The sequence below is a fragment of the Spirochaetota bacterium genome (genome assembly GCA_035477215.1).
Taxonomy (GTDB): domain Bacteria; phylum Spirochaetota; class UBA4802; order UBA4802; family UBA5368; genus MVZN01.
Genome location: DATIKU010000042.1, coordinates 25,888 through 38,715, shown reverse-complemented (window position 1 = coordinate 38,715; position 12,828 = coordinate 25,888). Strand labels below are relative to the sequence as shown.

The following is a 12,828-nucleotide window of genomic DNA, read 5'->3' as shown; positions in this document are numbered from 1 at the left end:
CCGTCAGTCCCCGAAAATTTTACGCGGATTGAGTATGCCGCGGGGATCGAACGCGGTCTTGATCCTTTTCAGCAGGGCGATCTCATCATCGCCGAGTGCGAGGCCAAGATACTCCCTGCGCGTGTAACCGATTCCGTGTTCGCCGGTGATGGTTCCGCCGTGCGCGAGCGCTGTCGCATAGATGTTCTTCTTCAACACGGGCAACAGGCCGTCCCATTCCGTGCGGGACATGGCGCCCATGAGCACATCGATGTGCACATTCCCATCGCCGGCGTGCCCGAACATCACCGAGCGCAGCCCTCTGCCGTTAAGGAATTCCTTCACCTTCTTTAAAAAGACGGGGATCTCCGAGCGCGGCACCACCGTGTCTTCCGCCAGGAAGACGGGGCTTTCCGCGGTGATCGCCTCGCGTATCGTGCGCCTCGCCTTCCATATCCGTTCGCTCTGGGCGCGGCTTTCGGCGGCGATGATCCGCTCTTCGGGGACGCTCACGCTGCCGGCGATTGTGGCGACCTGGTTGCGCACCTCCTCTTCGGAGGTCCCATCCAACTGTACCAGCAGGTGCGCCCGCGCGTCCGGAAAGGGCATGTCCACTCCGAGATGACGCGCGGTAATGCGTATGGCGTCCTCTTCCATGAACTCGAGCGCGGCGGGAACTACCCTTCGCGCGATGATGGCGTATACATCATCCACGGCCGCTTCGAGGGTGTCGTAAGGAAGGAGGAGGTCCATGGTAAAGGGCGCCGCCGGAATGAGGCGCAGAAGAATTTTCGTGATGACGGCGAGCGTGCCCTCGGAACCGGTGAGGAGACCGCACAGGTTGAAGCCCGTGGCGTTTTTTACGAACTTGCCGCCGGTGTTGATGATGCCGCCGTCGGGAAGTACGAATTCAAGGCCGAGGACATAGTCCTTCGTGGTGCCGTACTTGACCGCGCGCGGCCCCCCGGCGCCCTCGGCGACATTACCGCCGATCGAGCAGGAATCAAGGCTTGCCGGGTCCGGGGGATACATGAGACCCCGCTCGCTCGCCGCGCGCTGGAGGTCGCCCGTGATGACGCCGGGCTCGACAAGCGCCGTCATGTTGCGCTCGTCGATCTCGAGTATCCTGTTCATCCGCTCGAGCGAGAGCACCACGCCGCCCGCAACCGGGACCGCACCGCCGGTTACGCCCGTCCCCGCCCCGCGCGGGGTAACCGGGACGCCGAGATCGTTGCATATTCTGAGCACGCGGCTCGCCTCCACGGCAGAGGACACGCGCACGAGGATGTCGGGGGCGTGTTCGAGGTCGGAGGTCTCGTCACGCGCATACCGGTCGAGGATCTCGTCCTCCACGATTACGTTCGCCGCTCCGATCGCTTTCGCGAGCAGCGTGCGCGCTTTTTCGTTCAGCCTTTTCATAGGTGGATGGTTGCCGGCCAGTGTGTTTCCGCCGCAACCATACCCGATATAGCGTTTCTTTTCCAATAACTATTTTTGTCGCCATATTATAAAAATGGCTTTACTGAGCGGTCGCTCCGATATAGGTTATTTCCACGGCGCCTTGCACCGTAACGCCGCGACGCCGAAAACCTCTCGTTTATTCATTTAAGGATGGTCATGTTAAGGAAAAGAGATATTCTGACCAATCGGTTCGTCGAGCTTATCGAGGGAAATCACCAGGAGATTACCGAGCTCTTCATGAACGATCTGCTCCGCAACCCGGACACCTTCGCGTACCGGAACCTGGACCGCCAGATGGTGTACGAATCGGCGAACTCCATCTACCGCGATATTTCCAAGTGGATCGTGAAGGATTTTCCGAAGGAGGAGATCGCGCAGAAATTCCGTCAACTGGGGCGCGAGCGGCACAAGCAGGGGATACCTTTCTCCCAGGTGCACAGGGCGCTGGTGCTTCTGAAGCGCCATCTGTGGATGTTCGTTCTAAAAAAGATCGAGGAAGACCTGCATGTTTACGTCCAGGCGCTCGATATCAACAACAGGGTCGTGCTCTATTTCGACCGCGCCTCTTTTTTCATGCTGCAGGGCTACGAGGAGATGCTGAAAAAAAGGTGGTAGAAGGAGCACGGTCGCCGACGGCGTTTGGGTGTAAGTCGGCGGAGGCCGGCTTGAAACGCGGCGGGTGTGAAATAATTTATAAAATTATATTTTAAGCAAAATTCTCTTGACGAAAAGTGCGATACTATTTATATGTTCTCTACGCTTTGCGGTGTTTGCAGGTGTTCTTTAAAAAGTTAAAAATTCCTCGAAGTCGACCGAAAAGTTACAAAAAAGCTTGACGGCTAAACGGCCCGTAGCTATGTTGTAATCACAAGCGGCTTACAGCGAATCCTTTTTAAAACGTCGATTCCCAGAAAGCTGGGGTTTTTTATCCCCTGACGATGGTTCTTTGAAAACTGAGTAGTAGTGGTATGTAAAAGGTTTCACGTCAGTTTCAAATTTTAGAAACGAATAAAACTCTCAATACGTTCTATTACGGAGAGTTTGATTCTGGCTCAGAACGAACGCTGGCGGCGCGTCTTAAACATGCAAGTCGGACGGGAACCTCGGTGCTTGCATTGAGGGGAGAGTGGCGAACGGGTGAGTAACACGTGGATAATCTACCTCTGGGATGGGGATAACTACCCGAAAGGGTAGCTAATACCGAATGAGATGGCGGCTGCATATGCAGCAGCTATTAAAGGTGGGGACCGCAAGGCCTACCGCCTGGAGATGAGTCCGCGGCCCATTAGCTTGTTGGCGGGGTAATGGCCCACCAAGGCTACGATGGGTAACCGGCCTGAGAGGGTGAACGGTCACACTGGGACTGAGATACGGCCCAGACTCCTACGGGAGGCAGCAGTTAAGAATTTTGCGCAATGGGCGAAAGCCTGACGCAGCGACGCCGCGTGGACGATGAAGGTCTTCGGATTGTAAAGTCCAGTAAGCAGGGACGAATAAGCAAGGGGTAATATTTCTTGTGATGACGGTACCTGTCTAAAGCCTCGGCTAACTACGTGCCAGCAGCCGCGGTAATACGTATGAGGCGAGCGTTGTTCGGAATTATTGGGCATAAAGGGCGTGTAGGCGGGGAACTAAGTTAGGTGTGAAAGCCACGGGCTCAACCCGTGAATTGCATCTAATACTGGTTCTCTTGAGTTCGGGAGAGGAGAGCGGAATTCCAGGTGTAGCGGTGAAATGCGTAGATATCTGGAAGAACACCAGTGGCGAAGGCGGCTCTCTGGCCTAGAACTGACGCTAAGGCGCGAAAGCGTGGGGAGCGAACGGGATTAGATACCCCGGTAGTCCACGCCGTAAACGTTGTATACTAGGTGTAGGTGGTTTTGCCATCTGTGCCGACGCAAATGCATTAAGTATACCGCCTGGGGAGTACGTCCGCAAGGATGAAACTCAAAGAAATTGACGGGGGCCCGCACAAGCGGTGGAGCATGTGGTTTAATTCGATGATACGCGAAGAACCTTACCTGGGCTTGAACTGTGCATGACAGGTGTAGAGATACACCCTCCTTCGGGCATGTACAGAGGTGCTGCATGGCTGTCGTCAGCTCGTGTCGTGAGATGTTGGGTTAAGTCCCGCAACGAGCGCAACCCCTACCCCTCGTTGCTACCAGGTAATGCTGGGCACTCTAGGGGAACTGCCGGTGATAAACCGGAGGAAGGTGGGGACGACGTCAAGTCATCACGGCCCTTATGTCCAGGGCTACACACGTGCTACAATGGCCGGTACAAAGAGTCGCAAGACCGCGAGGTGGAGCCAATCTCAAAAAACCGGTCTCAGTTCGGATTGTAGTCTGCAACTCGACTGCATGAAGCTGGAATCGCTAGTAATCACAGATCAGAACGCTGTGGTGAATACGTTCCCGGGCCTTGTACACACCGCCCGTCACACCACCCGAGTCGGCAGCACCCAAAGTGGCTGATCTAACCCGCAAGGGGGGAAGGTCACCAAGGTGAAGCTGGTGAGGGGGGTGAAGTCGTAACAAGGTAGCCGTATCGGAAGGTGCGGCTGGATCACCTCCTTTCAAAGGATAGACTTAAACAGTGACGTGGAGCCTTAATCATTACTACTCAGTTTTGAGGGAATCAGGTTATCTTGAAACCCGGTGTGATGTATGAGTGGAGCGAGACGCCCGGTGCGGAGTGGTTTCAAGTTGGAGTAAAGAGCATGGGCCTGTAGCTCAGTTGGTTAGAGCGTACGACTGATAATCGTAAGGTCGGTGGTTCGACTCCACTCAGGCCCAATTCAGGAAGCACGCAAGAATTGGGGGGTGTAGCTCAGTTGGGAGAGCGACTGCCTTGCACGCAGTAGGTCATCGGTTCGAACCCGTTCACCTCCAAAATGCACAAGCGAGATTGTTTGCTGCATTGTTCTTTTAAATATGGTGTATCTACTTATTTAATTAAGTAGTCCGTTCACAAACGAATTTACGAGCGACCCGTTTGTTGGAAACAGCAGACAATATAATATGGTCAAGCAAGTAAGGGCGTACGGTGAATGCCTTGGCACTGGTAGGCGATGAAGGTCGTGGCAAGCTGCGATAAGCCTCGGGGAGGAGCAAGCATCCTTTGATCCGAGGATAACCGAATGGGAAAACCCACTGCGGGCGAACCCGCAGTATCTGTTACTGAATACATAGGTAACGGAAGCAAACCCGGGGAATTGAAACATCTTAGTACCCGGAGGAAAAGAAAACAACCGTGATTTCCTGAGTAGTGGCGAGCGAAAGGGAAACAGCCTAAACCGATCTATACGTTACAGGCCTGAGCCGCTGTAGGATCGGGGTAATAGGATTCAGATGGAGAGCATTCAGGGGCTCTCGGGAAGTTACAAAACTTTTGTTTAGCCGAACCCGCTGGAAAGAGGGCCAAAGAGGGTGATAGCCCCGTAGGCGAAAAGCAGAAAGTCTTCCTGGTCTGGATTCCTGAGTACCGCGGGACACGTGAAATCCTGTGGGAAGTTACGAGGACCATCTCGTAAGGCTAAATACTCACCAGTGACCGATAGTGCACAAGTACCGTGAGGGAAAGGTGAAAAGAACCCCGAGAGGGGAGTGAAATAGAACCTGAAACCGTATGCCTACAAGGTGTGGGAGGGCTATGGCGCAAGTCATGCCTGACCGCGTGCCTTTTGTAGAATGAGCCGGCGAGTTACTCTATTCAGCGAGGTTAAGTGACGGCAGTCGCGGAGCCGTAGCGAAAGCGAGTCCGAACAGGGCGATTAGTTGTATAGAGTAGACCCGAAACCGAGTGAGCTATCCATGGCCAGGTTGAAATCCCGGTAAAACGGGATGGAGGACCGAACCGTTTAGTGTTGAAAAACTATCGGATGAGTTGTGGATAGGGGTGAAAGGCCAAACAAACTCGGCAATAGCTGGTTCTCCTCGAAATAGCTTTAGGGCTAGCCTCGTGTGTTTAGTTGTGGTGGTAGAGCTCTGATAGGGGTAGGGGGTCCACAAACTTACCAAACTCTTTCAAACTACGAATGCCATAACTTTAGAGCACGGGAGTCAGACTACGGGGGATAAGCTCCGTGGTCGAAAGGGAAACAGCCCAGACTAACAGCTAAGGTCCCCAAGTGTATGCTAAGTGAAGAAGGATGTGGAATTGCTTAAACAGCCAGGAGGTTGGCTTAGAAGCAGCAATACCTTTAAAGAGTGCGTAATAGCTCACTGGTCGAGTGATTCTGCGCCGAAAATGATTGGGGCTAAGCATACCACCGAAGCTTTAGATTCGTAGCGATACGAGTGGTAGAGGAGCGTTCTATACGGGTTGAAGGTCGACCGCGAGGACGACTGGACTGTATAGAAGTGAGAATGCCGGCATGAGTAGCGATTAAGCATGTGAAAAACATGCTCGCCGTAAGCCTAAGGTTTTCTGGGCAATGTTAATCACCTCAGAGTTAGTCGGCCCCTAAGACGAGGCCGGAAGGCGTAGTCGATGGGAAGCAGGTTCATATTCCTGCACCACCTGGTGGAGGTTATCGTGAAGGGGTGACGTGGAAAGATAGGGACGCAGGGAGTTGGTCTTCCCTGTTCTTATGCGAAGGCTGGAGACTCTGGCAAATCCGGGTTTCCTTAAGGCCGAGGCTGTAGGGGAGCGACCCTTCGGGGAAGCGAAGGTCTTGATTCTATGCCACCAGGAAAAACCTCTAAACGCGAAACCGGGTGACCGTACCGCAAACCGACACAGGTAGGCGGGGAGAGTATCCTAAGGCGCTCGTGAGAACTCTCGTTAAGGAACTCGGCAAATTAGTCCCGTAACTTCGGAATAAGGGACGCCCCGTGTAGTGTGAAGTCCTCGCGGATGGAGCATGAGGGGGCCGCAGTGAAACGGGCCAAGCGACTGTTTACCAAAAACACAGGGCTCTGCAAAATCGAAAGATGAAGTATAGGGCCTGACACCTGCCCGGTGCCGGAAGGTTAAAAGGAGGGGTTAGCGTGATTTATCATGCGAAGCTCTGAATTGAAGCCCCGGTAAACGGCGGCCGTAACTATGACGGTCCTAAGGTAGCGAAATTCCTTGTCGGGTAAGTTCCGACCTGCACGAATGGTGTAACGACTTGGTCACTGTCTCAACGAGAGACTCGGCGAAATTGTAGTGTTTGTGAAGATGCGGACTACCTGCAGAAGGACGGAAAGACCCCGTGAACCTTTACTGTAGCCTGACACTGTAGTTTGGTTCAGTACGTGTAGGATAGGTGGGAGACTTGGAAGCCGGGACGCCAGTTTCGGTGGAGTCATCCTTGAAATACCACCCTTATTGTATTGGACTACTAACTGGCACCTGTTGATCCAGGGCTAGGACACTGTCTGGTGGGCAGTTTGACTGGGGCGGTCGCCTCCTAAAATGTAACGGAGGCGCCCTAAGGTTCCCTCAGCACGGACGGAAATCGTGCGCAGAGTGTAAACGCACAAGGGAGCTTGACTGCGAGACCTACAAGTCGAGCAGGTACGAAAGTAGGGGTTAGTGATCCGGTGGTCCTGTATGGAAAGGCCATCGCTCAACGGATAAAAGGTACTCCGGGGATAACAGGCTTATAGTGCCCAAGAGTTCATATCGACGGCACTGTTTGGCACCTCGATGTCGGCTCTTCGCATCCTGGGGCTGGAGAAGGTCCCAAGGGTTCGGCTGTTCGCCGATTAAAGCGGAACGCGAGCTGGGTTCAGAACGTCGTGAGACAGTTTGGTCCCTATCCTCTGCAGGCGTTGGAAATTTGAAGAGATCTGTCCCTAGTACGAGAGGACCGGGATGGACGAACCTCTGGTGTACCAGTTGTCGCGCCAGCGGCACCGCTGGGTAGCTATGTTCGGAAGGGATAACCGCTGAAAGCATCTAAGCGGGAAGCCTACTCTAAGATTAGATTTCCCCTGGCCTTCGGGCCACTGAAGACCCCTCGGAGAACACGAGGTTGATAGGCTGGAGGTGTAAGCGCAGCGATGCGTTCAGCCGACCAGTACTAATCGGTCGTGAGGCTTGACCATATTATAAAAAACCCGAAGCGGGAACGCTTCGGGTTTTTTCATTTTGAAGTCCAGGTAAAAGGCGACTTTCCTTTCAGGTGTGATGATTTTTATCGGTCCCGGCGGCGAGCTTTCGGATGAAAAGTGCCGCGGCCTCGAGAGCCCTGGCACGGTGGCTGAGACTGTTCTTCTCTTTCATGCTGAGCTCGGCCATGGTTTTTTTCGTCCCTTCGACAAGAAAAACGGGATCGTATCCGAAGCCCATGCCGCCGCGCATCTCCCGTATGATGCTCCCCTCGCATACTCCCTCGGCCGTATGGATCACGGTTCCGGGACGGGCTATGGCGATGGCGCATACGAAGCGGGCCGAACGGCTTCCTTTCGGAACGGCCGTCATCTTCTCGAGCAGGAGTAGGCAGCGCTCGGCGTCTGAAAGGCCGCTCCCGCCGAAGCGGGCCGAGTATATGCCAGGAGCGCCGTCGAGCGCGTCGACGATTAGCCCGGAATCATCGGCAAGCGAGGTGAACCCCGTCGTGGCGGCGACGGCAAGCGCCTTTATGGCGGCGTTTTCGGCGAAGGTGTCGCCGTCTTCAACAACATCGGGGATGCCGCCAGTGTCCTCGAGGGACAAAATTTCAAGTCCGGGCAGACGGGCCAGCTTGTCCCGTATTTCGCGGACCTTGTTAGTATTTTTTGTTGCAATTAGCAGTTTCATGAGGGCATATTAAGGTCGCCGCGTAAACCGGCAATACCGTTTTTAACAGAGCAGGCTTTTTTTTAAAAAATTAACGGGCTTACCTCAATGGCCCGCGGAATGGTCATTCGTCCCGATTGACACCTATGAACAGAAGGTTTTTTTTCTCCATATCCCTGCTCGTAATCCTCGATGTCGTGCTTGTGGCCTGTCTACTCATGATGGTACATGCGGAAAACGAGGCGTTCGGCGGATTTTTAATCCCGTTGCTTCCGGTGGTCGGCTCGCTGCTGCTTTTTAAATTGGCCGTTCTGACGATTCTCGGGAAATATTTTTACCTGGACAGGATCGGCTTTATCAAGCGCACCATCGCCGAATTTAAAAAGGGGAAATACTATATGCCGCGCTTTTCCCTGCGGGGGCGGGACGAGCTGGCCGGAATATTCAGAGACCTGACGGTGATCGGGAAGCATTTTGAGGATATAGTCTCCACGCAGAAAGGGGAGATAGAGCAATTGCGGGAGATGTACAACAATATCGTCCTGTCGATAAGCTCGTATTTTCTGGTGCTCGACGAGGACGAGGACGTACTCTTCGCGAATGAGAGCTTCTGCCGCAAATTCCAGTACCAGCAGGGCGAGATATACGGAAAAAACATAGAAGAGGTCTTCTACTTCCTTACGGGGAGGGTCAAGGAGGCCATCGGTTCGCTTAAGAACACGGGCGAGTCGGTGGTGATGGAGAAAACCCACTTGCTTTCAAAGCGGCGCATCAGCGTTATCGCCGATATAAAGATCTCGCGCATCGTGGTGCAGGGCAGGAATCAGATAATCCTGGTTATCGATGACATCACCAACCGCTGCAGGAAGGATTACCAGATAACATTGCTCAGCCAGATATCGGAATCGATCCGACGCGATGAAGAACTCGATGAAGTGCTCTTTACGATTCTGACCGGAGTTACTTCAGGTTCGGGCCTGGGCTTTAACAGGGCCATGCTCTTTCTTGTCGACGAGAAAGAGCCTTCCCTCGTTGGCAGGATGGCCGTGGGCCCGGACTCTATCGAGGAGGCGATAGAGATCTGGAGCTCGATCCCCTCGAATAAAGTCGATATTTTCGACCAGTTCAAGGGTTTTACGAATGAAGCGCGAAAGGGGAGAAAGCTCCTCGATAAAGTGACCGCCTCCCGCATCCCGCTGGACCACGGAAGCGTTCTGGTTTCGGCGATGAAAAATGTCGAAAGCATCCACGTTTATGACGCCGATGTAGACGGGCGGATCGACGAGGGTCTGCGTGCGTTGATGGAGGTACGCGAGTTCGTCGTGGTCCCGCTTGTCGCGGTCAACCGGGCGATAGGCGTGATAGTGGCCGACAACAAGTTCAATCAGGTGCCGATTACGGGCGACAGCATCGAGCTGCTGTCCATTTTCGGCTTTCAGGCCGCTCTGTCGATCGAGAGTTATAACAACCTCGCCGCGCTCAAGAAGGAGATGCAGAAGATAACCGACCGCCAGGAGGCCATCGTCGAAACGGAGAAGCTGGCGGCGGTGGGACGTATCGCCTCGCATATCGCGCACGAGATCCGAAATCCGCTCGTGACGATGGGCGGCTACGCGCGGCGCGTATTGCAGCTGGGCCGCGACGCGTCGAAGCACGAGCCGATGATTCGATCCGCCGCGGCGGTCATCCTGAAAGAGTCGGAGCGCCTCGAGAAGGTGCTTTCCAACGTGATGGATTTTACACGGCCAACGCCCTATATCCAGGAATTCAACAACGTTAACGACGCGATTAACGACACCATAGACCTGCTGCGCAACCTGTTCCAGGAGCGCAGGATAGAGGTGCGGATGAAGCTCGCCAGAGACATCCCGCTTGTTAAGTCCGACTTCAACCAGATGAAGCAGCTCCTGCTGAACCTGGTGCAGAACGCGATCGACGCCACGCCGCCCGAGGGCACGATCGAGATCGTCACCGAGACCGATGCCAAAAGCGTTGTCGTCTGCGTGCGCGACAGCGGGTCGGGTATTCGCGAGGACGACCTGGGCAGGGTTTTTGAACCGTTCTACACGACCAAGGTTACCGGCGTCGGGCTGGGGCTTGCAATCGTAAAGCGGATCGTAACCGACCACAACGGGGAGATCTCGGTCAGGAACCTGCAGCAGGGAGGGACGGAATTCAGGGTGGTGCTGAACTTACCCGGCGAATGAGCCTCCGCGTGCCGCGGAATTCAGTCGGCCCGTTTTGCCCCAATGGTTTCACGCTTGCGGCGCGACAGGCCCTTCAGCACGATTTCGTAGGAATGATCGATCATCGCGCGTAACTCCCTCTCTGGAACACCGACGAGCGTGACCGTGTTCCAGTGCGCCTTGTTCATGTGGTATCCCGGCGTTACGCCCGGATACCGTTCTCGCAATTCCATCGCGAGTAACGGATCGCACTTTAGATTTACCCTTGGCGGAGATTCGTCAAGGGCGACGAGGGCGAAGATTTTCTTCCCGACGCGAAGGGCGAGCACATCGCTTCCAAAGGGGAAATCAGCCGAGGTGGCCGGTTTTGCGAGGCAATAAAGGCGAAGTGCGGGGACGTCCATCGCGCCTTTAATCAGGCCTTTACGTCGATGTTCGAGCCTTTCATCTCATCGCGCGGCTGCTGCTCGGGCTCCCCAACACTCTTTTTGACCTGGTCGATGAAGTCGCGCGAATTGCCGAATACGGACTGGCCGACAACGTCGGTACCAGTAACCTTGTGTATGTTCATGCACCCCTCCCTTGGCGAACAGTATAATGCAAGTATACGGGTGATCTGATGGAGAATCAAGCTGTTTTTCAAACGATCCGAAAATTGACATGCCCGGACACGAAGGTAATGCCGTTTTGCAGATTGCGTTCGGGGGGACGTGTTTCGGTTATCGGGCGACGGTTGATGAATTATCAGAAAAGCGATAAATACTTGACGCGTGCCGTCTAGGAAGTGTAGAAAGGTGTTACAGCAGCATATAGCCTCATCCCGCCCTCTTTTTGAATGGAGGGACGCCTCCCACCCCGATCATCGTTAAATTATTCCGTAGTCGCTTCGTTTGAATTTATTATAGAGCCCAGTTTCGACGACTCGCGGAAAATTAAATTAAAGGAGCTGTGCAGCCATGAAACGATTGCATGTGTGGTGCCTGGTGTTGCCGTTGCTTTTGTCCGGATGTATCGTCAGAGGGGTCTCGATCATGAACCAGGCCGAGCTTCCTAAAGATGATATGGGATATCTGTATGGTCGCTTCCGCATGGAAAACACCGGAAACGTGGGACTGGAACTGGTCCTGACGAACATGAAGAACGGCCTTCAGTACCGTATACCGCTTGGCAGAGGGTCCCTGTTCGGAAAAAGGAAAAGCGACATCTACGCATTTGCGCTCAGGCCCGGCGAGTACCGGCTTACCCATATAGCGACGGTTATCGCCGCCCGCGGACAGATAAACGAGCAGCTGTCGCAATTTTCAGATGACCGGTATTCGCGCCCGATAACGGTGCAGGCCGGGATGAGGCAGTATCTTGCAGATTTTACCGGTAACGTTGAAATAAGTACTTTTACCGCAAGCTGGGGCCTCTCTCGGATTACCGATAACTACGAAGAAACCACAAACGGGTTGAACGAACTGTATGCCGGGCTGCGCGGCATGCCTTCACGCAGGCTCTTCGAGTGAGCGATCAGTGTAATCGCTTTTTCTTCAGCTCCGCGAGCCTGTTTTTCGCATCGTCGAGCGGCTGGGCCAGCGTCGGTGGACAGTGTTTGATAAAGAGCTCGAGACTTTCAACGGCCTCCCGTTCTTTCGACTGCGCCAGTTGGACCAGGGCGCGGTTGTAGTATGCGGTAAAATACGCCGGGTCGAGTTCAATGGCACTCGAGTAGGACTTTTCGGCTCCGGCGTGGTCGTTCTTTTTCTGGTACAGCACCCCCAGGTTGTAGTGGGCGAGGATGAAGCGCTTTTCGATCCCGATCGCGCGTTTAAATCGTTTCTCGGCAGAGGCCAGATCGCCTCTGTCCATGTACACCATGCCGAGGTTGTTCTCGACCTCTGCGTCCTTTCCCAGCGAGGCGGCTTTTTTCCACGCAGTTTCCGCGTCGTCGAGCTTTTTCGCGTGGTAGTATACAAGCCCGAGATGGGACCATGCCGGAGCGAATTTATCGTCGAGCCGGACGGCCTCCCTGAAAAATTCGGTTGCCTTCTCAGGCTCATTCAGGTGCAGGTGCGCGAGCCCCAGGTTGAAGCGGTACAGTGGACGCCCGGGATCGAGGCCGGCGGCTTTCTCGTACTCCTTGGCAGAGCGCCGCGCCTCTTTAAGCCTGAGGAGGCAGTTGCCGGAATTGTTCGGATACTCGGGCTCTTCGGGGTCAACGCGGGCCGCCTCGACGAACAGCTCCAGGGCGTCGGCGTATTTGCCGGCGTTGAAAAGGGCGAGTCCGTCGCGGTTGAGCCGGACCGCTTTTTCCTTCATCGGGTGTTCGCTCCTGGCGTATGTTTCGTCCACGGGGGCCTTGTCGCTCCCGCAACTCATAACGATGATTGAAAGAGTGAAAATAACACAATATAAATTTGTTTTCATGGTACACCGCCTCGCTGTGATTGTATATAATAGAGTTGGAGCTTGCCTGTGGAAAACAAGGTTTTCCCAACCGCGGAGGAGG

Annotated in this window: 8 protein-coding genes, 2 tRNA genes and 2 rRNA genes; 7 read left to right on the top strand and 5 right to left on the bottom strand. The window is 54.4% G+C overall.

Translation table 11 applies throughout. The features are described from left to right. Positions 1-3: 3 nt before the first annotated feature. Complete coding sequence (locus VLM75_09930; protein HSV97238.1) at positions 4-1,398, bottom strand: FAD-linked oxidase C-terminal domain-containing protein; 1,395 nt, start codon at positions 1,396-1,398, stop codon at positions 4-6. 198 nt (positions 1,399-1,596) lie between these two features. Between VLM75_09930 and VLM75_09925 the strand changes: the two genes are divergently transcribed. The 5 genes from VLM75_09925 (at position 1,597) to VLM75_09905 (ending at position 7,478) form a co-directional block, all read left to right on the top strand. After that, positions 1,597-2,055, top strand: a complete 459-nt coding sequence (locus tag VLM75_09925; GenBank protein HSV97237.1) for a hypothetical protein — start codon at positions 1,597-1,599, stop codon at positions 2,053-2,055. 414 nt (positions 2,056-2,469) lie between these two features. Continuing rightward, a 16S ribosomal RNA gene (locus tag VLM75_09920) occupies positions 2,470-4,019 on the top strand. 145 nt (positions 4,020-4,164) lie between these two features. Next, positions 4,165-4,238 (top strand) — tRNA-Ile (locus VLM75_09915). 23 nt (positions 4,239-4,261) lie between these two features. Then, positions 4,262-4,334 (top strand) — tRNA-Ala (locus VLM75_09910). A gap of 131 nt (positions 4,335-4,465) precedes the next feature. After that, positions 4,466-7,478 (top strand): 23S ribosomal RNA (locus VLM75_09905). The 16S and 23S rRNA genes sit together here with 2 tRNA genes alongside, the layout of an rRNA operon. Positions 7,479-7,551: 73 nt before the next feature. On the opposite strand, the gene VLM75_09900 is transcribed toward VLM75_09905, so the two are convergent. Beyond that, complete coding sequence (locus tag VLM75_09900) at positions 7,552-8,172, bottom strand: XTP/dITP diphosphatase (GenBank protein HSV97236.1); 621 nt, start codon at positions 8,170-8,172, stop codon at positions 7,552-7,554. 125 nt (positions 8,173-8,297) lie between these two features. Between VLM75_09900 and VLM75_09895 the strand changes: the two genes are divergently transcribed. After that, complete coding sequence (locus VLM75_09895; GenBank protein HSV97235.1) at positions 8,298-10,358, top strand: ATP-binding protein; 2,061 nt, start codon at positions 8,298-8,300, stop codon at positions 10,356-10,358. A gap of 20 nt (positions 10,359-10,378) precedes the next feature. Here the strand turns inward: VLM75_09895 and VLM75_09890 are convergent, their stop codons facing one another. Then, complete coding sequence (locus tag VLM75_09890) at positions 10,379-10,741, bottom strand: MmcQ/YjbR family DNA-binding protein (protein ID HSV97234.1); 363 nt, start codon at positions 10,739-10,741, stop codon at positions 10,379-10,381. A gap of 11 nt (positions 10,742-10,752) precedes the next feature. Then, positions 10,753-10,908: a hypothetical protein gene (locus VLM75_09885; GenBank protein ID HSV97233.1), complete on the bottom strand. Its 156-nt coding sequence runs from the start codon at positions 10,906-10,908 to the stop codon at positions 10,753-10,755. Between the two features lie 385 nt (positions 10,909-11,293). On the opposite strand from VLM75_09885, the gene VLM75_09880 reads away from it, so the two are divergent. Next, on the top strand, positions 11,294-11,845 hold the full coding sequence (locus VLM75_09880) for a hypothetical protein (protein ID HSV97232.1): 552 nt from the start codon (positions 11,294-11,296) through the stop codon (positions 11,843-11,845). A 4-nt stretch (positions 11,846-11,849) separates the two neighbouring features. On the opposite strand, the gene VLM75_09875 is transcribed toward VLM75_09880, so the two are convergent. Beyond that, positions 11,850-12,746 carry a tetratricopeptide repeat protein gene (locus VLM75_09875; protein ID HSV97231.1) on the bottom strand — a complete coding sequence of 299 codons (897 nt, stop codon included), beginning with the start codon at positions 12,744-12,746 and terminating at the stop codon, positions 11,850-11,852. Positions 12,747-12,828 lie beyond the last annotated feature (82 nt).

What these genes read in the sequence shown, in the direction of transcription:
- VLM75_09925 (HSV97237.1), top strand. Translation starts at nt 1,597, where the DNA reads ATGTTAAGGAAAAGAGATATTCTGACCAATCGGTTCGTCGAGCTTATC.
- VLM75_09930 (HSV97238.1), bottom strand. Translation starts at nt 1,398, where the DNA reads ATGAAAAGGCTGAACGAAAAAGCGCGCACGCTGCTCGCGAAAGCGATC.
- VLM75_09890 (HSV97234.1), bottom strand. Translation starts at nt 10,741, where the DNA reads ATGGACGTCCCCGCACTTCGCCTTTATTGCCTCGCAAAACCGGCCACC.
- VLM75_09895 (HSV97235.1), top strand. Translation starts at nt 8,298, where the DNA reads ATGAACAGAAGGTTTTTTTTCTCCATATCCCTGCTCGTAATCCTCGAT.
- VLM75_09875 (HSV97231.1), bottom strand. Translation starts at nt 12,746, where the DNA reads ATGAAAACAAATTTATATTGTGTTATTTTCACTCTTTCAATCATCGTT.
- VLM75_09900 (HSV97236.1), bottom strand. Translation starts at nt 8,172, where the DNA reads ATGAAACTGCTAATTGCAACAAAAAATACTAACAAGGTCCGCGAAATA.
- VLM75_09880 (HSV97232.1), top strand. Translation starts at nt 11,294, where the DNA reads ATGAAACGATTGCATGTGTGGTGCCTGGTGTTGCCGTTGCTTTTGTCC.
- VLM75_09885 (HSV97233.1), bottom strand. Translation starts at nt 10,908, where the DNA reads ATGAACATACACAAGGTTACTGGTACCGACGTTGTCGGCCAGTCCGTA.